Below are 26,173 nucleotides of genomic sequence, written 5' to 3' on the forward strand. Positions count from 1 at the left end.
ACCCGGACGGACCCTCGCGGACGTACGCGCCCGCCGACGGCGCGGCGCGCTCAGTCGGTGCCGAACTCCATCGCGGCCCGGTCCAGCAGCTGCTCGTCGTCGGACGCCTCGCCGCGGGAGGCGATGGCCTCGGCGCCGCCCTCCGGCATGGTCTCGATCAGGCCGGTCGCCGCCGCCGGGGCGACGCCGATCAGCTCGGGGTGGGTCGTGCCGACGATGCCGAGGCCGGCGTACTGCTCCAGCCGGGCGCGGGAATCGGCGATGTCGAGGTTGCGCATGGTGAGCTGGCCGATCCGGTCCACCGGGCCGAACGCCGAGTCCTCGGTGCGCTCCATCGACAGCTTGTCCGGGTGGTAGCTGAACGCGGGGCCGGTGGTGTCGAGGAGCGAGTAGTCCTCGCCGCGCCGCAGCCGCAGGGTCACCTCGCCGGTGACCGCCGAGCCGACCCAGCGCTGGATCGACTCGCGCACCATCAGCGCCTGCGGGTCCAGCCAGCGGCCCTCGTACATCAGCCGGCCCAGCCGCCGGCCCTCGTTGTGGTAGTGGGCGAGGGTGTCCTCGTTGTGGATCGCGTTGACGAGACGCTCGTAGGCGGCGTGCAGCAGCGCCATGCCCGGCGCCTCGTAGATGCCGCGGCTCTTCGCCTCGATGATCCGGTTCTCGATCTGGTCCGACATGCCCAGGCCGTGGCGGCCGCCGACGGCGTTGGCCTCCATCACCAGGTCGACCGGGGAGGCGAACTCCTTGCCGTTGATGCTCACCGGGCGGCCCTGGTCGAAGCCGATCGTCACGTCCTCCGGGGCGATCTCGACCTCGGGGTCCCAGAACCGCACGCCCATGATCGGCTCGACGGTCTCCACGCCGGTGTCGAGGTGCTCCAGCGTCTTGGCCTCGTGGGTGGCGCCCCAGATGTTGGCGTCGGTCGAGTACGCCTTCTCGGTGCTGTCGCGGTACGGCAGCCCGTGGGCCACCAGCCACTCCGACATCTCCTTGCGGCCGCCCAGCTCGGAGACGAAGTCGGCGTCGAGCCACGGCTTGTAGATGCGCAGATGCGGGTTGGCGAGCAGGCCGTAGCGGTAGAACCGCTCGATGTCGTTGCCCTTGAACGTCGAGCCGTCGCCCCAGATCTGGACGTCGTCCTCCAGCATCGCCCGCACCAGCAGCGTGCCGGTGACGGCACGGCCGAGCGGGGTGGTGTTGAAGTAGGCGCGGCCGCCCGAGCGGATGTGGAACGCGCCGCAGGCGAGCGCGGCCAGGCCCTCCTCGACCAGCGCCGCCCGGCAGTCGACCAGGCGCGCGATCTCGGCGCCGTAGGTCTTCGCGCGGCCGGGCACCGAGGCGATGTCGGGCTCGTCGTACTGGCCGATGTCGGCGGTGTAGGTGCACGGGACGGCGCCCTTGTCGCGCATCCATGCGACCGCGACCGAGGTGTCGAGGCCGCCCGAGAAAGCGATGCCGACGCGCTCGCCGGTGGGCAGGGAGGTGAGAACCTTGGACATAGGAAGAGTATTCAACGATCCGCATGATTATGCAACCCGTGCGCGGGAGGTCTACTCGGGCGGCTGTTCCCGCTCGGGCTCCTGGGGCGGAGCCGTCGGGCGGAGTCTCAGCCAGACCAGGAAGAACACGCCCAGCGCCAGCATGCCGAGGCCGGTCCACAGGTTGATGTCGACGCCCTCGGACTTGGCGAGGGAGGCCTCGGACGGCGAGATCCCGGCGATCGTCACGATGACGCCGTAGACGACGAACAGTCCGCCGATGACCCGGCGCAGGTCGAAGATCCGCGCGGCGGTGGCGGACCTGCCCTCCAGTTCGGTGACCTCGCGCTGGACGTCCTGCTCGGAGTAGTCGTGGTGTTCGGGCCGGTCGGGGCGGCCGTGGTGCTCGGACATGGTTCCTCGGTCCTCCCGGGATCAGAACGAGAAGGGGATGTAGCAGGCGGCGGCCAGGACCAGCGCGCCCCAGCCCAGCAGGGCCGGCCTGCGGTACCAGGCGTCGTCCCCGGCGGCCGGCGCCTCGGACATTCCGGGGGACGTGGTGCCGTGGACGAGACCCTGGAGCTCCGGCTTCGGGGCGGTGAACAGCGACACGATCACCATGACGACCGCGCCCGCGACGAAGCCCGCGATGGCGGAGACGAAGTTGGCGCCCTGGTCGGTGGGGAGGGGGACGATGTCCCGCTTGTAGAGGACGAAGTAGTTGACCATCGCGGTCACGGTGCCCGCGAGCAGCCCCCAGAAGCCCGACTTCGCCGACGCCCGCTTCCAGAACATGCCCACGATGAAGACCACGAACATCGGCACGTTGAAGAAGGAGAACAGCGTCTGGAGGTAGCTCATGATGTTCGAGAACGACGAGGCCAGGAAGGCCGTGCCGATCGACACCAGCACGCCGAGCACGGTGACGACCCGTCCGAAGCGCACGTAGTACGCGTCCTCGCGGCCCTCGACCACGTACCGCGCCCAGATGTCGTTGGTGAACACCGTGTTGAAGGACGACACGTTGGCCGCCATGCCCGCCATGAAGGCGGCGAGCAGGCCGGTCACCGCGATGCCGAGCACGCCGTTGGGCAGCAGCTCCTGCATCAGGTAGGGGATGGCGTCGTTGTACTGGAGGTCCGAGCCGGAGGTGCCGATCCCCGGGACCAGGGCCGCCGCCACCAGGCCGGGGATCATCACCAGGAAGACGATGAAGATCTTCGGGTACGCGGCGATCAGCGGGGTGCGCCGGGCCGCGGAGAGGTTCTTCGCGGACAGTGCGCGCTGCACCTCGGCGAAGTTCGTCGTCCAGTAGCCGAAGGACAGCACGAAGCCCAGGCCGAGCACGATGGTCAGCCAGTTGGCGCCGAGCGGGTTGGCGCTGCCGATGCCGGTGCCGCCCCACGCGGTGACGAAGTGGTGGCCGTGGCCCGCCGTCAGGGAGTCCGTCAGTCCGCCCCAGCCGCCGGCCTTCTTCAGGCCGAGCACCGTCAGCGGGATCAGCGCCGCCAGGATCACGAAGAACTGGAGGACCTCGTTGTAGATCGCCGAGGACAGGCCGCCCAGGGTGATGTACGCGAGGACGAAGAAGCCGGCCACCACGATGGCCAGCCACTGCGGCCAGCCGAGCAGGGCCTCGACGACGATCGCGAGGGCGTAGAGGTTGACCCCGGCGATCAGGACGGCGGCGAAGGCGAACAGCGCCGAACTGAGCAGATGCGCCCAGCGGTCGAAGCGCAGCAGCAGGAACTCGGGGACCGAGCGGACCTTGGAGCCGTAGTAGAACGGCATCATCACCAGGCCCAGGAACACCATGGCCGGGATGGCGCCGATCCAGTACCAGTGCACGGTGTACGCGCCGTACTGGGCGCTGTTGGCGGCCATGCCCAGGATCTCGGTGGCCGCGAGGTTGGCCGAGACGAAGGCCAGACCGGTGATCCAGGCGGGCAGCGATCTTCCGGAGAGGAAGAAGTCGAGGCTGGTGCGCACCGAACGGCGGGCCGCGAATCCGATGCCCAGGACGACGGCGAAGTAGATCGCCATGAGCGTGTAGTCGAGTGCGTTGGTGGGCAGCCGCAGTTGCTCTGCCAGATATGTGGGGGTTTGCATCCAGAGCTCACCTTGCCTGGTGTTCTTTGTTTGGTTATGAGGGTGACCTGCATGGGGTTTTATGGTTCGATGTGTTCGGTTCTGTTTGAAGCATCGCCAGGTGTACGGATGGAGTGCCGCGGTGAAGAAGACCTCGACCCGACTGGCCGACGGTCGTGAGCTGATCTACTACGACCTGCGCGACGACGCGGTGCGCGACGCGGTGGACCGGCGCCCGCTGGAACCCACGGTCACCACCTCACAGGTGCGCGCGGATCCCCTGCTCGGCGACGCCGTCGCCGTCGCCTCGCACCGCCAGGGCCGCACCTACCACCCCCCGGCCGACGAGTGCCCGCTCTGCCCCTCCCGGGGCGACCGGCTCAGCGAGATCCCGGACTCGTCCTACGACGTGGTCGTCTTCGAGAACCGGTTCCCCTCGCTGGCGGGCGACTCCGGCCGCTGCGAGGTCGTCTGCTTCACCTCCGACCACCACTCCTCCTTCGCCGACCTCGACGAGGAACAGGCGCGCCTGGTGCTGGACGCGTGGACCGACCGGACGTCCGAGCTGTCGCATCTGCCCTCCGTGGAACAGGTCTTCTGCTTCGAGAACCGGGGAGCCGAGATCGGGGTGACCCTCGGTCACCCGCACGGACAGATCTACGCGTACCCCTTCGTCACCCCCCGTACCGCCCTGATGCTGCGCCGACTGGCGGCACACAAGGAGGCGTCGGGCGGCGAGAACCTCTTCGACGCCGTACTGGAACGGGAACTCGCCGGCGGGCGTGTCGTCCTTGAGGGTGAACACTGGGTGGCCTTCGTGCCGTACGCCGCGCACTGGCCCTACGAGGTCCACCTGTATCCCAGGCACCGCGTCCCGGATCTGCTCGCGCTCGGCGAGGCCGCACGCACAGAATTCCCCCAGGTCTATCTGGAAGTCTTGAGGCGCTTCGACCGGATCTTCGGGGAAGGTGAACCGCCCACGCCCTACATCGCAGCCTGGCACCAGGCGCCGTTCGGTGCGCTGGCGGAGTTCGACGGGGTCAGCCGCGACGATTTCGCGCTCCACCTCGAGCTTTTCACCATCCGCCGCACTTCCGGCAAGCTGAAGTTTCTCGCGGGTTCCGAGTCCGGCATGAACGTGTTCATCAACGACGTGCCGCCGGAGCGCGCGGCCGAGCGACTGCGAGAGGTAGCGAGTTCATGAGCGGTAAGTACCTGGTCACGGGTGGCGCGGGATATGTCGGCAGTGTGGTCGCCCAGCACCTGCTGGAGGCCGGCCACGAGGTCACCGTCCTCGACAACCTCTCGACCGGCTTCCGCGAGGGCGTCCCGGCCGGCGCCGCGTTCGTCGAGGGCGACATCCGCGACGCCGCCAAGTGGCTGGACTCCTCCTACGACGCGGTCCTGCACTTCGCCGCCTTCTCCCAGGTCGGCGAGTCGGTGGTGAAGCCGGAGAAGTACTGGGACAACAACGTCGGCGGCACCATGGCGCTGCTCGGCGCGATGCGCGACGCGGGCGTGCGCAAGCTGGTGTTCTCCTCCACCGCCGCCACCTACGGCGAGCCGGTCAGCACCCCGATCACCGAGACCGACCCGACCGCCCCCACCTCCCCCTACGGCGCCTCGAAGCTCGCCGTCGACCACATGATCACCGGCGAGGCGGCCGCCCACGGCCTCGGCGCGGTCTCCCTGCGCTACTTCAACGTGGCCGGCGCCTACGGCGCGCAGGGCGAGCGCCACGACCCCGAGTCCCACCTGATCCCCCTCGTCCTCCAGGTCGCCCAGGGCCGCCGCGACGCCATCTCCGTCTTCGGCGACGACTACCCCACCCCGGACGGCACCTGTGTCCGCGACTACATCCACGTCGCCGACCTCGCCGAGGCCCATCTGCTCGCCGTCGCCGCCGCCCGGCCCGGCGAGCACCTGATCTGCAACCTCGGCAACGGCAACGGCTTCTCCGTCCGCGAGGTCATCGAGACCGTCCGCAAGGTCACCGGCCACCCGATCCCCGAGGTCGTCGCCCCGCGCCGGGCCGGCGACCCCGCGGTCCTGGTCGCCTCCGCCGCCACCGCCCGCGAGAAACTGGGCTGGAACCCCTCCCGGGCCGACCTCGCCGGAATCGTCGCGGACGCCTGGGAGTTCACGCAGCACACCGCAAGCACCGCGAGGGAGCACTAGTGGGGGAACCACAGGTCCGGGTCCGACAGGGATTCGCCGCGCTGTACGGAGCCGAGCCGGAGGGCGTCTGGTCCGCACCGGGCCGGGTCAACCTCATCGGCGAGCACACCGACTACAACGACGGCTTCGTCATGCCGTTCGCGCTGCCGCACACCGCGGTCGCGGCGGTGTCACGGCGCACCGACGGCCGGCTGCGGCTGCATTCGGCGGACGTCGAGGGCGGCGTCGCCGAACTCTCCCTGGACGACCTCGCGCCCGAGAGCGACAAGAACTGGACGGCGTACCCGGCCGGGGTGGTCTGGGCGCTGCGCGAGGCCGGACACCCGGTCACCGGCGCCGACATCCACCTGTCGTCCACGGTCCCCTCGGGCGCGGGCCTGTCGTCGTCGGCGGCCCTGGAGGTCGTCGTCGCGCTCGCCCTGAACGACCTGTACGACCTCGGCCTCAAGCGCTGGCAGCTGGCCCGTCTGTGCCAGCGCGCCGAGAACGTCTACGTCGGTGCCCCCACCGGCATCATGGACCAGACCGCGTCGGCCTGCTGCGAGGCGGGCCACGCCCTGTTCCTGGACACCCGCGACCTGTCCCAGCGGCAGATCCCCTTCGACCTGGCCGCCGAGGGAATGCGGCTGCTGGTCGTGGACACCCAGGTCAAGCACGCCCACAGCGGCGGCGAGTACGGCAGGCGCCGGGCCGGCTGCGAGCAGGGCGCCGACCTCCTCGGCGTCCACGCCCTGCGCGACATCGACCACGCCGGCCTCGACGCGGCCCTGGAGCGGCTCGGCGACGAGGAGGAGGTGCGCCGCCTGGTGCGCCATGTCGTCACCGAGGACGCGCGCGTGGAGCGGGTCGTGGACCTGCTGCGGGCCGGCGACACCCGGGCCATCGGCCCGGTCCTCACCGAGGGCCACGCCTCGCTGCGCGACGACTTCCGGGTCTCCTGCCCGGAGCTGGACCTGGTCGTCGACACGGTGCTCGGCGCGGGCGCGCTGGGCGCCCGGATGACCGGCGGCGGCTTCGGCGGCTCGGCGATCGTGCTGGCCGAGGAGGCCGACGTGGAGGCGATCACCAAGGCGGTCGAGGCAGCCTTCGCCGCGGCCGGTTTCACCGCGCCGCGGGTGTTCGAGGCGGTGCCCTCGGCGGGGGCCGGACGGCTGGACTGAACCCGCCGGTCCGCCCGGCCGGGCCCGCGGTCCCGACGGCCGGGCGCGGCCCGGGTCCTGACACCCGGTCCGCGTTCCGCGGCCGACGCCGCGGCCGGGTCCGGGGGAGCCGATCCCCCGGACCGGCCGCCGGTGTCCCGCCGGCGATCAGCCGCCGGGACGGCCGAGCCGCTTCGTCAGCGTGTACTCCGTGATCCCCGGCGGGTAGTCGGGGATCACGCACACCACTTCGTACCCGTGCGCGCGGTAGAAGCCGGGCGCCTGGAAGTCCCAGGTCTCCACCCGGGCCCCCCGGCAGTCCCTCTTCTCGCGTGCGATGCGCTCCGCCCGCGCCAGCAGCCGCGAGCCCAGCCCCGCACCCCGGTGGCGCTCGTCGACCCACAGGTAGGTGACGTGCAGCCAGGTCGTCCAGGTGTGCCCGACCAGGCCGCCGGCCAGCTCACCCGCCTCGTCCGACGCCCAGACGTGCAGCGGGAGTTCACGTTCGCCCGGCGTGCCGCGCAGGGCGCGCAACGCGGGGGAGTTCGCCGTGTTCGTGTCCCGCAGACGCGTACGGAGGAGATCACGCCGCACTTTGTCGACTTCTGCCTCGATACGAAACATGCGGCACACCATAAACGCCCCGGCCAATCAGTTCTGCAAATGAGCTTCCTCTGCGGGCCCCCAGTCGTACTCTGATGAACAGCACCGGTGGGGGCCGGTGCTGTTCAGGGGGCGAGACCAAGTCGGGTACGACGCCCGCATCGGGGGTAGCAGTTCCTGCACGGCGGCGGCTGTGCGGTCGCGCCGATGCCGGGCGTCGTACCCGCGCGGGTCCGCGTCCCAATTGACGGTGGTGGGGTTGGCCCCTGCTCTTCGGGAGCCTGGGGAAGGGGGTTTCGTGGTTCGTATCCGAGTCCTGGTCGTCGACGATCACCGGATCTTCGCCGAGTCGCTCGCCGCGGCACTGGCGGCGGAGCCGGACGTCGACGTCTCCGCGGCCGGCAGCGGCCCGGCGGCACTGCGCAGCCTGGAGCGCGCGGCCGCCGAGGGGCGCAGGTACGACGTGCTGCTCGTGGACGCCGACCTGGGCGGCAGCGTGCCGGGCGTACGGTCGGCGGTGCCCGTGCAGGAAGTGGGCGAGGACGGGCTGGTCGACGGGATATCGCTCGTCGCCGGAGTCCGCTCGGGGCAGCCCCAGGTGCGTACGGTCGTCCTCGCCGAGAAGGACGACCCGCGGCGGGCCGCGCTCGCCCTCCAGGCCGGGGCCTCCGGCTGGGTCGCCAAGGACTGCTCGCTGTCGCGGCTGCTGACCGTGATCCGGGGGGTGCTGCGGGACGAGACGCATCTGCCGCCCGCCCTGCTCACCGGGGTCCTGCGGGAGCTGACCGCCGCCCGCAAGCACCGCACCGAGAGCGAACGGCTGGTGGAGTCCCTCACGCCGCGCGAACGCGAGGTGCTGCGCTGCATGGTCGCGGGCCTGGGCCGCAAGGCCGTCGCCGAGCGGCTGTTCCTCTCCCCGCACACCGTGCGCACCCATATGCAGAACGTCCTCGGGAAGCTCGGCGTGCACTCCACCCTCGCCGCCGTCGCGCTCGCGCGCCGGGCCGGCGTCGGACCGGTCGACCTGGAGCCCGCCGGCCGGATCAGACCGCAGGAGACCCACACCGCCTGACCCGCCCGACCGGTGTTCCTGATCGGTGCACCCGGGCGGCCCGCGGCGGACGGCCGACCGGGCCCCGCGCTCCGGCCGGCCGAACACGCCTGTGCCATGCCCGGGTTGACGGGAGGCGCCCGCCGCGCCGTCCGGAGGCGGGTCGCGTCCGGGCGGCTCAGCCGGGGATGTTGTCGAACGGGGCGGTCAGCCGGCGCAGCAGCGCGGCCAGTTCACCGCGCTGGGCGCGGGAGAGCTCGGAGAGGATCGCCCGCTCCTGGGCGAGGAGCCCGGCCAGGGCCTGGTCCGCTCGGTCCTGGCCCTCCTCCGTCAGCCGCACCAGCACACCGCGCCGGTCGCTGGGGTCCGGCAGCCGCTCCACCAGGCCCTTCTTCGTCAGCCGGTCGATACGGTTGGTCATCGTGCCCGAGGTGACCAGCGTCTGGGTGAGCAACTGCCCCGGCGAGAGCTGATACGGGGCCCCCGCGCGCCGCAGCGCGGTCAGCACGTCGAACTCCCAGGGCTCCAGGCTGTGCTCGGAGAAGGCGAGCCGGCGCGCGCGATCGAGATGCCGGGCCAGCCTGCTCACCCGGCTGAGTACCTCCAGCGGCTCCACGTCGAGGTCCGGGCGCTCCCGGCGCCACGCTGCGACCAGCCGATCGACCTCGTCCTCCATGACGATCAGTGTAGTGGTTGTGTCGACGTGAAGTCTCTTGACGTCAAGATATCTCTGGAGGCAGGCTGGAGATCGACCGCGCACCCGGTGCCCGTCCGAGGAGGCCGACCATGCCCACCACCACCCCCGCCTGGGACCCCGCCCAGTACCTGCGGCACGCGGACCACCGTGCCCGCCCCTTCGCCGACCTCCTCGCCCGCGTGCCGGACCTGCCCGGCGACCCGCCCGGCGTCGCCGACCTCGGCTGCGGACCCGGCAACGTCACGGCCCTGCTCGCCGGACGCTGGCCCACCGCGCACATCACCGGATACGACAACTCGCCGGAGATGCTCGACCGGGCCCGGGCGGATCACGCGGGCCCCACCCCGGGCGGCGGCCGCCTCGACTTCGCCCCCGCCGACGTACGCACCTGGACGCCCCCGCGGACGTACGACCTGATCATCAGCAACGCCACGCTCCAGTGGGTGCCCGGGCACCTCGACCGGTTCGGCGACTGGATCGCCGCCCTCGCGCCCGGCGGCACCCTCGCCTTCCAGGTCCCCGGCAACTTCGACGCCCCCAGCCACCGGCTGATGCGCGAGCTGGCCGGCTCGGCCCGCTGGCGGGACCGCCTCGCCGACGTCCTGCGCCACGACGACGCCGTCCACACCCCCGAGGCCTACTTCGAACACCTGACCGACCTGGGCTGTGCGACCGACGCCTGGGAGACCACGTACGTCCAGCTGCTCACCGGCGGGGACCCCGTCCTCGACTGGGTGAAGGGCACCGGGCTGCGGCCGGTCCTGACCGCCCTCGACGACGACCCGGCCGCCCGCGAGGAATTCCTCACCGCCTACCGCACCGCCCTGCGCGAGGCCTACCCGGCCGGCGCCCACGGCACCCTGTTCCCGTTCCGCCGCGTCTTCGCGGTCGCCCGCAAGGAGGCCTGAGAACCGTGCTCACCGCCCTCGACCACATCCAGCTCGCCGCGCCGCCCGGCGCCGAGGACCTGCTGCGCCCGTACTACGTCGGCGTCCTCGGCATGACCGAGATCCCCAAGCCGCCCGTGCTCGCCGCGCGCGGCGGCTGCTGGTTCCAGGCCGGCACCGTCCGGCTGCACTTCGGTATCGAGGCCGCCTTCCGTCCCGCCCGCAAGGCCCACCCCGGGCTGCGGGTCACCGGCATCGACGCGTACGCGGCCCGGCTGGCGTCCCACGGCGCGAAAGTCGTCTGGGACGGGGATCTGCCGGGCCACCGGCGCTTCTACTCCGAGGACCCGGTCGGCAACCGGCTGGAGTTCCTTGAGCCGACCGGGTGAGGCGGCGCGCCGACCGGGTGACGCGCCGCACCGCTCAGCTCTTGCGATGCCCTATCAGCCGCGGCTTGGCCTCCAGCCCGTCCAGGCCGTGCCACGCCAGGTTCACCAGATGCGCCGCCACCTCCGCCTTGCGCGGACGCCGTACGTCCAGCCACCACTGACCGGTCAGGGCGACCATCCCGACCAGCGCCTGGGCGTACAGCGGCGCCAGCTTCGGATCGAAGCCGCGGTTCTTGAACTCACGGCCCAGGATGTCCTCCACCTGGGTGGCGATGTCCGAGATCAGCGAGGCGAAGGACCCCGTCGACTGCGGAATGGGCGAGTCACGGACCAGGATGCGGAAACCGTCCGTGTACTCCTCGATGTAGTCCAGCAGCGCGAAGGCCGCCTGCTCGCACAGCTCACGGGGATGCCCCGCGGTGAGCGAACCGGTCACCATGTCCAGCAGCCGCCGCATCTCCCGGTCCACGACGACCGCGTACAGGCCCTCCTTGCCGCCGAAGTGCTCGTACACCACCGGCTTGGACACCCCCGCCCTGGCGGCGATCTCCTCCACCGAGGTGCCCTCGAAACCTTTCGCCGCGAACAGCGTGCGACCGATCTCCAGCAGCTGCTGGCGGCGCTCGGCACCGGTCATACGGGTGCGACGAGCACGCCGGGGCTTCTCATTGCTGGGGGTGCTGCTGGGATCGGTCGCCACGGCGTCAATCATGCCGCGTCGGCGGTCGACCTCTCCTGCCGGGAACCGTCCTCCTCCGTCTTCCGGCGCGAATCGATACGCGAGCGTGACGGCCAGCGCACGTCCGACGCCCACCCCAGCAGCTCGAACCAGCGGATCAGCCGCGCGGAGGAGTCCAGCTGCCCGCGCTCCACCCCGTGCCGCGCCGAGGTCGGATCGGCGTGGTGCAGGTTGTGCCAGGACTCGCCGCAGGACAGCACCGCCAGCCACCACACGTTGCCCGAGCGGTCCCGCGACCTGAACGGCCGCTTGCCGACCGCGTGACAGATCGAGTTGATCGACCACGTGACATGGTGCAGCAGCGCCACCCGGACCAGGGAACCCCAGAAGAAACCGGTGAACGCGCCCCACCAGGACATCGTCACCAGCCCGCCGATCACCGCCGGCAGCGCCAGCGACAACAGCGTCCACAGAATGAACTGCCGGGAGATCGCCCGCAGCGTCCGGTCGGCGATCAGATCCGGCGCGTACTTCTCCTGCGAGGTCTGCTCCTCGTCGAACATCCAGCCGATGTGCGCCCACCACAGGCCCTTGAGCAGCGCCGGAACCGTCTCCCCGTACCGCCACGGCGAGTGCGGGTCGCCCTCGGCGTCCGAGAACCTGTGGTGCTTGCGGTGGTCCGCGACCCAGCGGACCAGCGGACCCTCCACCGCCATCGACCCCGCGACCGCCAGAGCGATCTTCAGCGGCCGCTTGGCCTTGAAGGAACCGTGCGTGAAGTGACGGTGGAAACCGATCGTGATGCCGTGGCAGCCGAGATAGTAGAAGAACACCAGCAGACCGATGTCCAGCCAGCTCACCCCCCAGCCCCACACCAGCGGAACCGCGGCGAGCAACGCGAGGAACGGCACGGCGATGAACAGCAGCAGGGTGATCTGCTCGATCGAACCCTTCCGCTCACCGCCCAGCGTGGCCGAGGGCATCGGCTTGCCGCCGGGCGCCTTCGGGGCGTCATTGATCACGTCGGGATGGGTGGTCATGGGCGTCCCCTGTGGGATCGAAGGAGGAGAGGGGGGCGGCGTACGGGTCCGGGGAACCGAGTGGCCTTTCCTACGCTTCCGTAACCTACGGCGTCGTAAGTATGGCAGCGCGCCCCCCGACGGCAAGAGCCCGACAGCCTGCGCGTCCGCATGGACACCTATCCTTGGAGTCGGTCGGACAGCGCGGTCCGCTCTGAATCATTCCCGGATGCCCGACCCGTATGCGGCAGCCGCCGCGCGAGAGGCGTTCTTCCGGGTTCCCCTCCCAGACGAGCTTCAACACTGCAAGGAGCCGCACCTGTGAGCAGTGCCGACGACCAGACCACGACGACGACCGGCAGTGAACTGCGCGCCGACATCCGCCGCCTCGGTGACCTCCTCGGCGAGACCCTCGTCCGGCAGGAAGGCCCCGAACTCCTCGAACTGGTCGAGAAGGTCCGCCGCCTCACCCGCGAGGACGGCGACGCCGCCGCCGAACTGCTGCGTGGCATCGAACTGGACACCGCGGCCAAGCTGGTCCGCGCCTTCTCCACCTACTTCCACCTGGCCAACGTCACCGAACAGGTGCACCGCGGCCGCGAACTGCGCGCCCGCCGTGCCGCCGAGGGCGGCCTCCTCGCCCGCACGGCCGACCGGCTCAAGGACGCCGACCCCGATCACCTGCGCGAGACCGTCAAGAACCTCAACGTTCGCCCGGTGTTCACGGCACACCCGACCGAAGCCGCACGCCGGTCGGTACTCAACAAGCTCCGGCGCATCGCCGCGCTCCTGGAGAGCCCCGTCATCGAGGCCGACCGCCGCCGCTACGACACCCGGCTGGCCGAGAACATCGACCTCGTCTGGCAGACCGACGAACTGCGCGTCGTGCGCCCCGAACCCGCCGACGAGGCCCGCAACGCCATCTACTACCTCGACGAACTGCACGCCAACGCCGTCGGCGACGTCCTGGAGGACCTCACCGCGGAACTGGAGCGCGTCGGCGTCAAGCTCCCCGACGACACCCGCCCCCTCACCTTCGGCACCTGGATCGGCGGCGACCGCGACGGCAACCCCAACGTCACCCCCCAGGTCACCTGGGACGTCCTGATCCTCCAGCACGAACACGGCATCAACGACGCCCTGGAGATGATCGACGAGCTGCGCGGCTTCCTGTCGAACTCCATCCGCTACGCCGGCGCCACCGAGGAACTCCTCGACTCCCTGCGCACCGACCTCGACCGGCTGCCCGAGATCAGCCCCCGCTACAAGCGCCTCAACGCCGAGGAGCCCTACCGGCTCAAGGCCACCTGCATCCGGCAGAAGCTGGAGAACACCAAGCAGCGCCTGGCCACCGGCACCCCCCACGACCCCGGCCACGACTACCTCGGCACCTCCGAGCTGCTGCACGACCTGACGCTGATCCAGACCTCCCTCCGCGAACACCGCGGCGGCCTCTTCGCCGACGGCCGCATGGACCGCACCATCAGGACCCTGGCCGCCTTCGGCCTCCAGCTCGCCACCATGGACGTCCGCGAACACGCCGACGCCCACCACCACGCCCTCGGCCAGCTCTTCGACCGGCTCGGCGAGGAGTCCTGGCGCTACGCCGACATGCCCCGCGAATACCGTACGAAGCTGCTGGCCAAGGAGCTGCGCTCACGCCGGCCGCTCGGCCCCACCCCGGCACCCGTCGACGAGGCCGGAGCCAAGACCCTCGGCGTGTTCCAGACCGTCAAGCGCGCCCTGGAGGTCTTCGGACCCGAGGTCATCGAGTCGTACATCATCTCCATGTGCCAGGGCGCCGACGACGTCTTCGCCGCCGCCGTCCTGGCCCGCGAGGCCGGCCTGATCGACCTGCACGGCGGCTGGGCCCACATCGGCATCGTGCCCCTGCTGGAGACCACCGACGAACTCAAGGCCGCCGACACCATCCTGGAGGAGATGCTCTCCGACCCCTCCTACCGGCGCCTGGTCGCGCTGCGCGGAGACGTCCAGGAGGTCATGCTCGGCTACTCCGACTCCTCCAAGTTCGGCGGCATCACCACCAGCCAGTGGGAGATCCACCGCGCCCAGCGCCGGCTGCGTGACGTCGCCCACCGCTACGGCGTCCGCCTGCGCCTCTTCCACGGCCGCGGCGGCACCGTCGGCCGCGGCGGCGGCCCCTCGCACGACGCGATCCTCGCCCAGCCCTGGGGCACCCTGGAGGGCGAGATCAAGGTGACCGAGCAGGGCGAGGTCATCTCCGACAAGTACCTGATCCCCTCCCTGGCCCGGGAGAACCTGGAACTGACCGTCGCCGCCACCCTCCAGGCCTCCGCCCTGCACACCGCCCCCCGCCAGTCCGACGAGGCCCTCGCCCGCTGGGACGCCGCGATGGACGTCGTCTCCGACGCCGCCCACGCCGCCTACCGCCGGCTCGTCGAGGACCCCGACCTGCCGACGTACTTCCTCGCCTCCACCCCGGTCGACCAGCTCGCCGACCTGCACCTGGGCTCGCGGCCCTCCCGCCGCCCCGGCTCGGGCGTCTCGCTCGACGGACTGCGCGCCATCCCGTGGGTCTTCGGCTGGACCCAGTCCCGCCAGATCGTCCCCGGCTGGTTCGGCGTCGGCTCCGGCCTCAAGGCCCTGCGCGAAGCCGGCCTCGACACCGTGCTCGACGAGATGCACGACCAGTGGCACTTCTTCCGCAACTTCGTCTCCAACGTCGAGATGACCCTCGCCAAGACCGACCTGCGCATCGCCCGGCACTACGTCGACACCCTCGTCCCGGACGAGCTCAAGCACGTCTTCGACACCATCAAGGCCGAGCACGAACTCACCGTCCGCGAGGTCCTGCGCATCACGGGCGAGGCGGAACTGCTCGACGCCACCCCCGTCCTGAAGCAGACCTTCACCATCCGCGACGCCTACCTCGACCCGATCTCCTACCTCCAGGTCACCCTGCTCAAGCGGCAGCGCGACGCCGCCGCGGCCGGCGAGGAGCCCGACCCGCTGCTGTCCCGGGCCCTGCTGCTGACCGTCAACGGCGTGGCGGCGGGCCTGCGCAACACCGGCTGACCCGCCCCGCAACGCACACACGAGTGCCCCCGAGCCCGCTTGGGCCGGGGGCACTCGTGCGTCCGTACGACCTCCTACTGCACCGCGACGAACGCCGACGTCAGCAGCAGCGCCCCCGCGCCCGCCATCGCCCATGCCACCCGGGTGCGGCGCAGCCCGCCCGCGACCACCACCGAGGCGAGCAGCAGCGCCCCGCCCAGCGGCACCCAGGCGTACAGCACCCCGGCCGGACCCGAGCGGACCACCTCGTCGCTGTCCGGCTTCATCACGACCGTGTAGGTCCGCCCCTTGCGCACCGCCACCGACTCCTCGATCACGACCGACGCACGGGCCCGCGAACCGGCCGTCAACGGCGTGTACGGCCCCGTGCAGGTTTCCCCGCCGCAGCCGGTCACCAGGACCGTGCCGCTCTCCCGGCCCTTCGTCAGCATCACGTGCTGGGCCGTCCCCCAGGAGGCCCACACCCCGGCGATCAGGATCACCACGGCGACCGCCCCCATGGCCGCGAACTGCCCGAACCGCAGTGCGGTGCGGGCACCCTGACGACCGGTCGCGGTACGGGCTGCAGCAGGCATGGCGGTGATCCTTGGCCATCACCTGGCGGAAAGTCAATGTCGGCCGGTCGCCGGCCCACGGCTCAGGAGTTGTACGTCCCCTGCGCCCGCTCCAGCCCCTCGATCACCAGACACTCCACCGCGTCCGCCGCCCGGTCCACGAAGTAGTCCAGCTCCTTGCGCTCCGCCGACGCGAAGTCCTTCAGCACGAAGTCCGCGACCTGCATCCGCCCCGGCGGCCGCCCGATCCCGAACCGCACCCGGTGATAGTCCGCCCCCATCGCCTTCGTCATCGACTTCAGACCGTTGTGCCCGTTGTCGCCGCCACCCAGCTTCAGCCGCAGCACCCCGTAGTCGATGTCCAGCTCGTCATGGACCGCCACCACATGAGCGAGCGGAACCTTGTAGAAGTCCCGCAGCGCGTTCACCGGACCACCCGACAGATTCATGAACGACATCGGCTTCGCCAGGATCACCCGCCGGTTCGCCGGTCCCGGCGGACCGATCCGCCCCTCGACGACCTGTGCCTGCGCCTTGCCCGCCCGCTTGAACTTGCCCCCGATCCGCCCGGCCAGCAGATCGGCCACCATGAACCCCACGTTGTGCCGGTTCATCGCGTACTCCGGCCCGGGGTTGCCCAGCCCCACGATCAGCCAGGGGGCATTGGCATCGGTCGTCACGTGCATGTCTCCTCGGATACGCGCCAGCCGCTGCCCCCATCCAGACCTGAAGGGAACAGCGGCTGACGAGACAACTACGACGGCGAGAATCAGGCCTCGGCGGCCTCTTCGCCCTCACCCTCGGCACCCTCGGGCGCCTCCTCCGCCTGCGCGGCCAGCACCTGGAGCACGACGGTGTCGCCGTCGACGGTCAGCGTCACACCGGACGGCAGGGTGATGTCCTTGGCGAGCACCGAGGCACCGGCCTCCAGGCCCTCCACCGACACCGTGACGGCCTCGGGGATGTGCGTGGCCTCGGCCTCGACCGGAAGCGCGTTCAGCACGTGCTCCAGCAGGTTGCCACCCGCCGCCAGCTCGCCCTCGGCGTGCACGGGGATCTCGACCGTGACCTTCTCGCCACGCTTGACGAGCTGAAGGTCGACGTGCTCGAGGTAACCCTTGACCGCCTCACGCTGGACGGCCTTCGGGATCGCCAGCTCGTTGGTCTTGCCGTCGATGTCCAGGGAGATCAGGACGTTCGACGTACGCAGCGCCAGCAGCAGGTCGTGACCCGGCAGCGTCAGGTGGATCGGGTCCGAACCGTGGCCGTACAGCACACCGGGAACCTTGTTCGCACGGCGGATACGACGGGCGGCACCCTTGCCGAACTCGGTACGGGTCTCGGCGGAGATCTTGACCTCGGACATGAACACTCCTCGTAGTGTCAGAAAGCACGGACGTGGTCACCCGGCCACGAACGGCCTGCTACGAAGAGCGCGTCGATAACGGACAGCCGCATCCTCCGTGAAAAACGGAGAACGGCCTCCCTCGCCGAGCAACTTCGACAGTCTACTCGGAGAGGAAGGCCGTACCCAAAAGGATCTTCCGGCGCCGGAGCGGGCGGTTCCTACTGCTCGTCGAAGAGGCTCGTCACCGAACCGTCCTCGAACACCTCACGCACCGCGTTCGCGATCGTCGGCGCGATGGACAGCACCGTGATCTTGTCCACCTCCAGCTCGCCCGGCGTCGGCAGCGTGTTCGTGAACACGAACTCGCTCACCTTCGAGTTCTTCAGCCGGTCGGCCGCCGGACCCGACAGCACACCGTGCGTCGCCGTCACGATGACGTCCTCCGCGCCGTGCGCGAACAGCGCGTCCGCCGCGGCGCAGATCGTGCCACCCGTGTCGATCATGTCGTCGACCAGTACGCACACCCGGCCCTTGACCTCACCCACGACCTCGTGGACGGTCACCTGGTTCGCCACGTCCTTGTCGCGCCGCTTGTGCACGATCGCCAGCGGCGCGCCCAGACGGTCGCACCAGCGGTCCGCCACCCGCACCCGGCCCGCGTCCGGGGAGACCACCGTGAGCTTGTCACGGTCCACCTTCTGGCCCACGTAGTCCGCCAGCAGCGGCAGCGCGAACAGGTGGTCGACGGGACCGTCGAAGAAGCCCTGGATCTGGTCCGTGTGCAGATCGACGGTGAGGATGCGGTCCGCACCCGCCGTCTTCATCAGGTCCGCGACCAGACGCGCCGAGATCGGTTCACGACCACGGTGCTTCTTGTCCTGCCGCGCGTAACCGTAGAACGGCACGATCACCGTGATGGAGCGGGCCGACGCACGCTTCAGCGCGTCGATCATGATCAGCTGCTCCATGATCCACTTGTTGATCGGAGCCGTGTGGCTCTGGATCAGGAAGCAGTCCGCGCCACGCGCCGACTCCTGATAACGCACATAGATCTCGCCGTTCGCGAAGTCGAAGGCCTTCGTCGGGACGACCCCGACACCCAACTGCTGGGCGACCTCCTCGGCAAGCTCGGGGTGGGCGCGGCCGGAGAAGAACATCATCTTCTTCTCGCCGGTCGTCTTGATCCCGGTCACAGCACTGTCTCCTCAGAGGTGTCTCAGCTGGGTGTCGAGAGGCCTGCGCAGCTGGCTACGAACGGCCGTCTCAGCTGGTGGGGTGCGGGTGTGCACTTATCACCGTACGCCGTCCCAGGCGCACACGTTTCCGGTCAGCCTTCGCCGCCGGGCTCCCGGGAAGCCGCCTCGGCGGCCTTCGCCGCCGCGCTCCCCGGACGCTTACGGGCCACCCAGCCCTCGATATTCCGCTGCTGACCGCGGGCCACGGCCAGCGAGCCGGGCGGCACATCCTTCGTGATCACGGACCCGGCAGCCGTGTAGGAGCCGTCCCCGACGGTGACAGGCGCCACAAACATGTTGTCCGAACCCGTACGGCAGTGCGCCCCCACCGTCGTGTGGTGCTTGTCCTGGCCGTCGTAGTTCACGAAGACACTCGCCGCACCGATGTTCGAGTACTCGCCGATCGTCGCGTCCCCGACATAGGACAGGTGCGGCACCTTCGTCCCCTCGCCGATCGACGCGTTCTTCGTCTCCACGTACGTACCGACCTTCGACTTCAGCCCCAGCCGCGTACCGGGACGCAGGTACGCGTACGGCCCCACGCTCGCCTGCGGACCCACGACCGCCCCGTCGGACACCGTGTTGTCCACCCGGGCCCCCGCACCCACCGTGGTGTTCCTCAGCCGGCAGTTGGGACCGACCTCCGCACCCTCGCCCAGATGCGTCGCACCGTGCAGCTGCGTACCCGGATGCACGATCGCGTCCTGCCCGAACGTCACCGTCACATCCACCCACGTCGTCGCCGGGTCGACCACCGTGACCCCGGCCAGCATCGCCGCGGTCAGCAGCCGGTCGTTCAGGATCCGCCGCGCCTCGGAGAGCTGCACCCGGTTGTTGATCCCCGCGATCTCGCGGTGGTCCACCGCCACCGAGGCACCCACCCGGTGACCCGCCTCGCGCAGGATCCCCAGGACGTCCGTCAGGTACTCCTCGCCCTGGCTGTTGTCCGTACGCACCTTGCCCAGCGCGTCCGCGAGCAGCTGGCCGTCGAACGCGAACACACCCGAGTTGATCTCGCGGATCGCCCGCTGCGAGTCGCTGGCGTCCTTGTGTTCCACGATCGCGGTCACGGCACCCGACGCGCCGTCCCGCACGATCCGGCCGTACCCCGTCGCGTCCGGCACCTCGGCCGTCAGCACGGTCACCGCGTTGCCGTCCGCGGAGTGCGTCGCGGCGAGCCGGCCGAGGGTCTCACCGGTCAGCAGCGGAGTGTCGCCGCACACCACCACGACCGTCCCGTCCACCGGGCCGCCCAGCTCCTCCAGTGCCATCCGGACGGCGTGCCCGGTGCCGTTCTGCCGCTCCTGGACGGCCGTACGGACCTGGGGGTCGATCTCGGTGAGGTGCGCGGTGACCTTCTCGCGGGCGTGGCCGACCACGACGACGAGGTTCTCGGGGTCCAACTCGCGGGCGGCGGCCAGCACATGGCCCACCAGGCTGCGACCGCAGATGTCGTGCAAAACCTTGGGTGTGGCCGATTTCATACGGGTGCCCTCACCCGCTGCGAGTACGACGACGGCGGCCGGGCGGATGGCGCTCACGGAGTTGTCCTTCGGCTGTGGAGAGGTGGGGACAACCGCAGGATACCGGGGCGTTTCATGGGGGACATGGGAGTGGGCCCTGACAGTGCTGTCAGGGCCCGTGCTCGGCTGTTGTGTGCTAGGGCTCCGCCGCTAGGACTCGAACCTAGACCGAACACCTCCAAAGGGTGTCGTGCTGCCAATTACACTACGGCGGATCGCTGCATCAGACCTTACCGGAGACGAGCCTCGGCCTGGGTCATGATTCCGGCCCACCAGCCTTCGATTCGGTTGTACAGCTGGGCGCTCCTGGCGACTACGACGACCAGGCAGCCGCGGTAGTCGTCACCGGTGTTCTTGCGGACGGTCTTTGGGTTGTGCCTCTTGAGCGTCGGCTTGGCGAACGCCGAGGGGGTGACATCGGCAAGGTCTGCCCAGTATCGATGCGCGGCCTCGATGTCTGCGGATTCGTGGATGAGTACGCGGAAGCCGAGACGCTCTCGGTCCACACCGAGGAGGTTGAGCCATGCGAGGTAGACCTTGATGACCCGTGGGTCGCTGTTGACGAAGACGAGCCGCTCGCGCCGGTCGTACGGCTTGCTCTTGGACCCTTCGGCCCAGTACAGCGCGACGCCCGCCATGAAGAGTTCGCGATCTGTCATCTCCCCGATCTCCTGGCGGGCCGCGAGCCGCGTCTTCTCGCGCTCCTCGTCATCGGCTGCGCGGCGCCTTGCCAGGCCCTCGTTCATGAGAGCTCGTTGTTCCTTGGGTGTGTAGCGGGGTTCAGGGCGAGGGAGATCGCGTACCCACAGCGAAACCGAGCTCCTGGAGCAGCCCAGCTCTGCCTCGATCTGGTCGTACGTCCAGCCCTGGAGCCGAAGCTCCCGCGCTTTGGCCCGCAGGTCGTCCTTCGCGTTCGGGCGCTTCGTCCATTCGGGTGGCGGCTCTCCCTGGACCAGCTGATTGAGGATGTCGTTGTTGAAGATCTTCAACTCGTCGCGGATCTGCCGGAGGCTGTAACCCTTGCGCCGCAGCGCCACCGCCCGCTCCCGGAGACCCTCGAAGTCGCGTACTTGCCAAGTGAATGTGCCATGGGCACAGCGTCTGGGCGGAGTGGGTGATTCCGGGGTCAGGTGATCGGTAGTTGAGCAGTTCGGGTGATAGCGGAGAGTTTTGTAGCTATTCGACTACGCGGTGTGGTGTAGGCGGGTCGCGGAAACTAGCCGGAAAAGCCCGGCCCGCCGCCCGTAGGCTGGAGGCATGACCACGACGGGGGAAGACCACTCCGCGGCCCGCACGGGGCCGTGGTGGTGGGCGCGGTGGCGTAGTGCCGTGCTGGACGTGGCGCTCGCGGTGGCGTCCGCGCTGGAGTGTGCGTTGGAGGGGGTGCGGTTCGGTCGGGACGCGGGGATCCCGGCGGCCGCGGGGGCGGGTTTCGGGCTGCTGGCCGGTTCGGCGCTGCTGATCCGGCGCAAGTGGCCGATCGCTGTCGTGCTGGTGTCGATCGCGATCACGCCGGCCCAGATGGGCTATCTGATGGGCATCGTCGGGCTCTACACGCTGGCCGCGTCCGAGCTGCCGCGGCGGATCATCGCGTCGCTGGCGGGGATGTCCCTGGTGGGGATGCTGATCGTGATGCTGGTGCGGGTGCGGCAGGACATGGCGCGGGGTGATTTCGCGCTGGGGGACTGGTTCATTCCGTTCGCTTCGATCACGACGGCGCTGGGGCTGACGGCGCCGCCTGTGCTGCTGGGGCTGTATGTGGGGGCGCGGCGGCGGCTGATGGAGAGCCTGCGGGAGCGGGCGGACAGTCTGGAGCGGGAGCTTCAGCTGTTGGCGGAGCGGGCCGAGGAGCGGGCGCAGTGGGCGCGTAACGAGGAGCGGACGCGGATCGCCCGGGAGATGCATGACGTGGTCGCGCACCGGGTGAGTCTGATGGTGGTGCATGCGGCGGCGTTGCAGGCGGTGGCCCGGAAGGATCCGGAGAAGGCGGTGCGGAACGCTGCTCTGGTCGGGGACATGGGGCGGCAGGCGTTGACCGAGTTGCGGGAGATGCTCGGGGTGCTGCGCAGCGGGGATGGTGTGGCGCGGCGGGAGGGGGCGTCGGTGCCGTTGGCGGCGGTGGGGGCGGCTGCGGCCGCGGCGGCTTCGCGGGCGGCCGACGAGGTCGAGGGGCCGTGTCTGGAGGAGCTGGAGGAGTTGGTGGGGCAGTCGGCGGCCGCGGGGATGGTCGTGGATCTGTCGGTGGAGGGGGAGTCGCGGTCGTATGCGCCGGAGGTGGAGCAGACGGCGTACCGGGTGGTGCAGGAGGCGTTGACGAACGTCCACAAGCACGCGGCGGGTGCGAAGACGTATGTGCGGTTGGCGCACCGGGTGTCGGAGATCGCGATGCAGGTGGAGAACGGGGCGCCGCCGGAGGGTTCGGCGGGGTCGGCGGCGGGGCTGCCGTCGGGGGGCAACGGGCTGGTGGGGATGAGGGAGCGGGTGCTGGCGCTCGGGGGTGTGTTCGTGTCGGGGCCGACGGATGCGGGGGGTTTCCGGGTGTCGGCGGTGATTCCGTCGGCGTCGTCCGCCGGGGCGGGTGCTCCGGGTGCTTCGGGCCGGTCCGTGCCGTCGGCGTCGGGCTCGGGGTCGTCCGGGTCGTCGGCGTCCCCGGCGTCGGGTGTGGCGTCCGGTCCCGCGGTGCCGTCGGTGTAGTTGCGCGGTGCCGTCGGCGTGGTCCCGGGGTGCGGTGGTTCAGCCCGCGGTGAGCCGTGCCGGTTCGATGCCGGTGACGAGGAGGGCGAGGGCGTGGTCGATGTCGGGGCCGAGGTACCAGTCGCCGGTGTGGTCGAGGGTGTAGACGCGGCCTTCGGTGTCGATGGTGAGGACGGCCTGGGTGTCGGTCTCGGTGCCGAGCGGGCAGACCTCGGTGCCGAGGGCGCGGCCGAGGTCGCCGAGGGTGCGGGCCATGTGCAGGCCGTGCAGGGGGTCGAGGTGGAGTGCGGCGGGGGCGACCTGGCGGCCGGCGCCGGGGGGCGCGATGCGCAGGCCGCCGAATTCGGCCCAGGCCTCGACGGCGGCGGGGAAGACGGTGTGGCGGTGTCCTGCGGGTGAGGTGTGCTCGCGCAGGGTGTCGGCCCATATCTCGGCCTGTTTGATGTCCCAGCGTCCGGGTTGCCAGCCGGCGGCGCGCAGGGTGGCGTCGACGGTCACGGAGAAGCGGGTGGATGAGGTGTGGTCGGCGTGCATGTGCCCTGCGTTCGTCGGCGTCGTGGGTGGAGTGTGGGGGCGGGGGTCAGTCGTCGGTCGCCGCGGGGTCGACGATGCGTACGCCGAAGTGGGCGCTGAGGGCGGTGCAGGCGCGGCAGGGCGGTGCGAAGCTGCCGTGGAGGGGGTCGCCGTCCTCGCGGATGCGGCGGGTGGTGAGTTTGGCCGCTTTGAGGATCCGGCGGGCTTCGCCGTTGGTCATCGGTTTGCGGGCGGCGCGTTTGGTGCGGGCGGCGTCGGCGGCGGCGATGTGGCGGGAGATCAGGAGTGCTTCGGCGCAGCGTCCGGTGGAGCGGTCGCGTTGGGCGCTGCCGAGGCTGTCGAGGAAGTCCTGGACCAGGGGGTGCAGGGCGGGGGGCTGGTCGCCGCGGGCGGCGGTGCCGGTGAGGGTGGCGCCGCGGACGGAGAGGGCGGCGGCGATGGTGGGGAGTATGCCGTCGCGGCGGTGGTGGAGGGCGGGGGCGTGCGGTGTCTCGCTGGCGCTCCAGTCGACCCTGGGGTCTCCGGACATGGCGGTGTCGGGTCCGGCGTGCGGCCCTGTCTGTGTGGCATTCATGATCGTCATCCCCTCCCGAGCATCCCCCCGGTGGACCCAGGGTGCCAAATCGCGTGGCTGCTGCGGTAACTGGGGCGGTGCGACACGCTCGGTTCCTGGCGGGTCGTCACGGCGGGGTGACGGCCGGTCACTGAAGTGGAGGCCCGGTGACCGGTGTCGGCGTACCGCATAGGCTGTCGCCACCGTGCTGCGTGCGGTCGACGCGCGTGGGAGACGTAGGAGACAGTCCGCTACGGGTCGTGGTGTTCCGGGACCGGAAGGGTGCCGGGGGCCGGGCCCGTACAGAGTGCCGCAGGGGGCAACCGTCATGACGACAGGTCGGCTCGGGCAAGCCGCGCCGCCGAACGCGGCCTATGCCGGGCAGGTCGTGCACTTTCCGGATCCGGTCCGGGCGGCTCGGCACCCGAGGGGGGTGCGGGTCGACGAGCGCGGTTATCCCGACTTCTCGCCGTACGCGCGTGCGGTGGCCGAGATCGCGGAGCCGCCGGAGGGTTTCGGGGTCGACGAGCTGCGGTTGACGGACTATGTGTCGGCGAACGCGGCGTCGGCCGCGGCGGGGCACGAGCTGTGGGACACGGTGGCCGATGTGGCGACTCCGCACGGCTGGACGTGGCATCACGTGGTGGGTTCGCGGCGGCTGGAGCTGGTGCCGGTCGAGGTGAAGGCGTTGTTGCGGCACCACGGTGGGGTGGCGACGACGGCGGTGGACCACGGCAAGCGGGGGACGCGGCCGTTGCAGGAGACGCGGCCTGCTCACTTCGGTCTGTCGAAGTCGGGTGTGGCGGTGTCGGAGCAGCAGGTGCAGGGGGTCGAGGAGGACCTGGGGTACCGGTTGCCGGGTGCGTACCGGTCGTTCCTGAAGGCGGCGGGCGGTTGTGCGCCGGTGGGTACCGCGCTGGACGCGGAGTTGGGGCTGTTGATCGACCAGCCGTTCTTCACGGTGCGGGACGAGGCGGCGGTCAATGACCTGGTGTATGTGAACAAGTGCCTGCGTGACCATCTGACGAAGGATTACCTGGGGGTCGGTTTCGTCCAGGGCGGGTTGCTGGCCGTGAAGGTGAAGGGCGACCGGATCGGTTCGGTGTGGTTCTGCGCGTACGACGATGTGCGGGATGTGGATCCGGGGTGGCCGCCGGCGGAGCGGGTGGAGCGGTTGCTGCTGCCGTGCGGTGCGGACTTCGATGTGTTCCTGTCGCGTCTGGCGGGCAGTCCGCCGGAGTTGGAGACGGTGGCGAACCTGATGGTGGACGGTGGTTTCGCGCGTGCGGTGCCGGTGTCCTCGGTGCCTTCCGCGTCTTCTGCGTCTTCGGTGGGGGAGTGACTTCGGCGATGGTGACGTACGCGCAGGCGCAGGAGCGCGCCGAGGAGTGGGTCAACGGCGATGTGCCGGCGTATCAGCACCGTGAGGTGCGGGTGCGGGAGTTCGGGCTGGGCTTCGTGGTGTGGGCCGAGGACCGGGCGGACGGGCCGCGTTCGGACGGTGGCGCGCAGCGGCTGGTGATCGCGCGGGACAGCGGGGACGCGACGCTGTGGCCGGGGTTGCCGGTGGGTGAGGTGATCCGCCGGTACGAGGAGGAGTACGGGCGTGCCGAGGAGGGGGTCGCGGACGCGGCTCCGGCTCCTTCGGCGCGGGTGGATCTGAATCAGACGTCGTTCCTGCTGAGTCCGCCGGAGTGGTTGCAGGAGGCGGCGGACAAGCTCGGCATTCCGGACCGGCGGGGCGAGGGGGCGCGGGCCGCGTCGGGTGCCGCCGCGGCCGGCGGGGGTGCCGCGGGCGGGGGTTCGCTGCCGCAGACCCAGGCGGGGGCGCAGTCGGGCGCGGGTGCCGCGTCGGGTGCCGGGGTGTCGTGGCCGGTGGCCGGCGGTGAGGAGGGTGCGGGAGCGCCCGGCGGGTCCGCGGGGGCGACGCCCTGGGCGGGAACGGACACCAATGCGGACTTCGGGGAGGACCGTTCCGTACCGCTGCCCGCGACGGTGTTCGCGCCGCCGGTGGGTGACGGCGGCGACGGGATGCAGGACGCCAAGACGGAGCTGATCTCGGGCGGCAGCCGGCTTCCGGCGACGGCGGTGACGCCGGTGTTCGACGCCTCGCCCGCGCCCGGTGCGCCCGCGACGTACGGCTATCCGCAGGGTGCGGGTGCTGCGGCCGGGCCGGCGCCGGTGCCCGGTGGGACGCCGCCGCCCGGTGCCGTGTCGTACGGGTACCCGCAGGGCCCGCCGCCGGCTCCGGGCACGCCGGTGCCGGGTGTGCCGGGTCCGGCTCCGGTGCCGGGGGCCACGCCGCCCGGTGCCGGGGTGTACGGGTACCCGCAGACGCCCGGCGCCCAGGGTGCTCCGGCGGTGCCGCCGGGCGCCGCGCCCGGTGCGCCCGCGCCGGCCGGCCCGGGTGCGCCGCCGCGGCCGCTTGCGCCGAACGCCGGGGACATCGCCGACGCCGCGACCAGCA

Annotated in this window: 24 protein-coding genes, 1 tRNA gene and 1 pseudogene; 10 read left to right on the top strand and 16 right to left on the bottom strand. The window is 70.8% G+C overall.

All coding sequences use genetic code 11. The annotated features are described in order from the left end of the window. Window positions 1-50 precede the first annotated feature (50 nt). Genes argG through ABT085_RS19490 form a run of 3 tightly spaced genes read right to left on the bottom strand, consistent with a single transcriptional unit; the run spans window position 51 to window position 3,587 of the window. Window positions 51-1,499, bottom strand: coding sequence for an argininosuccinate synthase (gene argG / locus ABT085_RS19480; RefSeq protein WP_351608998.1), 1,449 nt, complete (start codon window positions 1,497-1,499; stop codon window positions 51-53). 51 nt (window positions 1,500-1,550) lie between these two features. Next, window positions 1,551-1,892, bottom strand: coding sequence for a hypothetical protein (locus tag ABT085_RS19485; protein ID WP_351609001.1), 342 nt, complete (start codon window positions 1,890-1,892; stop codon window positions 1,551-1,553). 21 nt (window positions 1,893-1,913) lie between these two features. Then, window positions 1,914-3,587, bottom strand: a complete 1,674-nt coding sequence (locus tag ABT085_RS19490; RefSeq protein ID WP_351609004.1) for a sodium:solute symporter family protein — start codon at window positions 3,585-3,587, stop codon at window positions 1,914-1,916. Between the two features lie 121 nt (window positions 3,588-3,708). Here ABT085_RS19490 and galT point away from each other — a divergent pair, with 121 nt between their 5' ends. From galT to galK, 3 genes are read left to right on the top strand one after another with little or no spacing between them, the layout of a single operon-like run. Beyond that, complete coding sequence (gene galT, locus ABT085_RS19495) at window positions 3,709-4,770, top strand: galactose-1-phosphate uridylyltransferase (RefSeq protein WP_351609007.1); 1,062 nt, start codon at window positions 3,709-3,711, stop codon at window positions 4,768-4,770. Continuing rightward, entirely contained in the window at window positions 4,767-5,744 is a 978-nt protein-coding gene (gene galE, locus ABT085_RS19500) for a UDP-glucose 4-epimerase GalE (RefSeq protein WP_351609010.1), read from the top strand. Before galT ends, galE begins: the two co-directional genes overlap by 4 nt. Beyond that, a complete protein-coding gene (gene galK / locus ABT085_RS19505) occupies window positions 5,744-6,904 on the top strand; it encodes a galactokinase (RefSeq protein WP_351609013.1) in 1,161 nt (386 codons plus the stop codon). The genes galE and galK overlap by 1 nt, the downstream gene beginning before the upstream one ends. A 147-nt stretch (window positions 6,905-7,051) precedes the next feature. Here galK and ABT085_RS19510 read toward each other — a convergent pair whose 3' ends face one another. Next, window positions 7,052-7,519, bottom strand: coding sequence for a GNAT family N-acetyltransferase (locus tag ABT085_RS19510; protein WP_351609016.1), 468 nt, complete (start codon window positions 7,517-7,519; stop codon window positions 7,052-7,054). 265 nt (window positions 7,520-7,784) lie between these two features. Here ABT085_RS19510 and ABT085_RS19515 point away from each other — a divergent pair, with 265 nt between their 5' ends. Further along, window positions 7,785-8,558 (top strand): LuxR C-terminal-related transcriptional regulator, encoded by a 774-nt coding sequence (locus tag ABT085_RS19515; protein WP_351609019.1) that lies wholly within the window; start codon window positions 7,785-7,787, stop codon window positions 8,556-8,558. Window positions 8,559-8,715: 157 nt separating this feature from the next. Here ABT085_RS19515 and tamR read toward each other — a convergent pair whose 3' ends face one another. Further along, window positions 8,716-9,213 (bottom strand): MarR family transcriptional regulator TamR, encoded by a 498-nt coding sequence (tamR, locus tag ABT085_RS19520; RefSeq protein ID WP_351609022.1) that lies wholly within the window; start codon window positions 9,211-9,213, stop codon window positions 8,716-8,718. A gap of 110 nt (window positions 9,214-9,323) precedes the next feature. Between tamR and ABT085_RS19525 the strand changes: the two genes are divergently transcribed. Together ABT085_RS19525 and ABT085_RS19530 are read left to right on the top strand one after the other, a co-directional pair. Then, window positions 9,324-10,142 (top strand): trans-aconitate 2-methyltransferase, encoded by an 819-nt coding sequence (locus tag ABT085_RS19525; protein ID WP_351609025.1) that lies wholly within the window; start codon window positions 9,324-9,326, stop codon window positions 10,140-10,142. Between the two features lie 5 nt (window positions 10,143-10,147). Then, entirely contained in the window at window positions 10,148-10,510 is a 363-nt protein-coding gene (locus tag ABT085_RS19530; RefSeq protein ID WP_351609028.1) for a VOC family protein, read from the top strand. A gap of 34 nt (window positions 10,511-10,544) precedes the next feature. Here ABT085_RS19530 and ABT085_RS19535 read toward each other — a convergent pair whose 3' ends face one another. Together ABT085_RS19535 and ABT085_RS19540 are read right to left on the bottom strand one after the other, a co-directional pair. After that, window positions 10,545-11,222: a TetR family transcriptional regulator gene (locus ABT085_RS19535; protein WP_351609031.1), complete on the bottom strand. Its 678-nt coding sequence runs from the start codon at window positions 11,220-11,222 to the stop codon at window positions 10,545-10,547. Further along, window positions 11,219-12,229, bottom strand: a complete 1,011-nt coding sequence (locus ABT085_RS19540) for an acyl-CoA desaturase (RefSeq protein ID WP_351609034.1) — start codon at window positions 12,227-12,229, stop codon at window positions 11,219-11,221. The genes ABT085_RS19535 and ABT085_RS19540 overlap by 4 nt, the downstream gene beginning before the upstream one ends. A gap of 300 nt (window positions 12,230-12,529) precedes the next feature. Here ABT085_RS19540 and ppc point away from each other — a divergent pair, with 300 nt between their 5' ends. Next, window positions 12,530-15,265: a phosphoenolpyruvate carboxylase gene (ppc, locus tag ABT085_RS19545; RefSeq protein WP_351609037.1), complete on the top strand. Its 2,736-nt coding sequence runs from the start codon at window positions 12,530-12,532 to the stop codon at window positions 15,263-15,265. A 74-nt stretch (window positions 15,266-15,339) separates the two neighbouring features. Here ppc and ABT085_RS19550 read toward each other — a convergent pair whose 3' ends face one another. From ABT085_RS19550 to ABT085_RS19580, 7 genes and pseudogenes are all read right to left on the bottom strand, one after another. Further along, window positions 15,340-15,840 carry a hypothetical protein gene (locus tag ABT085_RS19550; RefSeq protein WP_351609040.1) on the bottom strand — a complete coding sequence of 167 codons (501 nt, stop codon included), beginning with the start codon at window positions 15,838-15,840 and terminating at the stop codon, window positions 15,340-15,342. 62 nt (window positions 15,841-15,902) lie between these two features. Next, entirely contained in the window at window positions 15,903-16,505 is a 603-nt protein-coding gene (pth, locus tag ABT085_RS19555) for an aminoacyl-tRNA hydrolase (protein ID WP_351609043.1), read from the bottom strand. Between the two features lie 83 nt (window positions 16,506-16,588). Further along, entirely contained in the window at window positions 16,589-17,185 is a 597-nt protein-coding gene (locus ABT085_RS19560; protein WP_351609046.1) for a 50S ribosomal protein L25/general stress protein Ctc, read from the bottom strand. Between the two features lie 200 nt (window positions 17,186-17,385). Then, entirely contained in the window at window positions 17,386-18,360 is a 975-nt protein-coding gene (locus ABT085_RS19565; RefSeq protein WP_162469282.1) for a ribose-phosphate diphosphokinase, read from the bottom strand. A gap of 134 nt (window positions 18,361-18,494) precedes the next feature. Continuing rightward, the gene (glmU, locus tag ABT085_RS19570) at window positions 18,495-19,943 is read right to left on the bottom strand and encodes a bifunctional UDP-N-acetylglucosamine diphosphorylase/glucosamine-1-phosphate N-acetyltransferase GlmU (protein WP_351609049.1); all 1,449 of its coding nucleotides are present in this window, start codon (window positions 19,941-19,943) and stop codon (window positions 18,495-18,497) included. A gap of 124 nt (window positions 19,944-20,067) precedes the next feature. After that, window positions 20,068-20,140 (bottom strand) — tRNA-Gln (locus ABT085_RS19575). 15 nt (window positions 20,141-20,155) lie between these two features. Continuing rightward, window positions 20,156-21,015: pseudogene (locus ABT085_RS19580) on the bottom strand (helix-turn-helix domain-containing protein). 167 nt (window positions 21,016-21,182) lie between these two features. Between ABT085_RS19580 and ABT085_RS19585 the strand changes: the two are divergent. Then, the gene (locus tag ABT085_RS19585; protein ID WP_351609052.1) at window positions 21,183-22,619 is read left to right on the top strand and encodes a sensor histidine kinase; all 1,437 of its coding nucleotides are present in this window, start codon (window positions 21,183-21,185) and stop codon (window positions 22,617-22,619) included. 39 nt (window positions 22,620-22,658) lie between these two features. Here the strand turns inward: ABT085_RS19585 and ABT085_RS19590 are convergent, their stop codons facing one another. Both ABT085_RS19590 and ABT085_RS19595 read right to left on the bottom strand, forming a co-directional pair. Next, window positions 22,659-23,153, bottom strand: coding sequence for an SUKH-3 domain-containing protein (locus tag ABT085_RS19590; RefSeq protein WP_351609055.1), 495 nt, complete (start codon window positions 23,151-23,153; stop codon window positions 22,659-22,661). A gap of 46 nt (window positions 23,154-23,199) precedes the next feature. Continuing rightward, window positions 23,200-23,736 (bottom strand): YwqJ-related putative deaminase, encoded by a 537-nt coding sequence (locus tag ABT085_RS19595; RefSeq protein ID WP_351609057.1) that lies wholly within the window; start codon window positions 23,734-23,736, stop codon window positions 23,200-23,202. Window positions 23,737-24,034: 298 nt separating this feature from the next. Here ABT085_RS19595 and ABT085_RS19600 point away from each other — a divergent pair, with 298 nt between their 5' ends. Together ABT085_RS19600 and ABT085_RS19605 are read left to right on the top strand one after the other, a co-directional pair. After that, the gene (locus ABT085_RS19600; protein WP_351609060.1) at window positions 24,035-25,048 is read left to right on the top strand and encodes an SMI1/KNR4 family protein; all 1,014 of its coding nucleotides are present in this window, start codon (window positions 24,035-24,037) and stop codon (window positions 25,046-25,048) included. Between the two features lie 8 nt (window positions 25,049-25,056). Next, window positions 25,057-26,173, top strand: a 1,117-nt coding sequence (locus ABT085_RS19605; RefSeq protein ID WP_502982756.1) for an SUKH-4 family immunity protein, incomplete at its 3' end; no start/stop codon positions are given.

Source organism: Streptomyces sp. NPDC002265 (genome assembly GCF_040296125.1).
Lineage (GTDB): Bacteria > Actinomycetota > Actinomycetes > Streptomycetales > Streptomycetaceae > Streptomyces.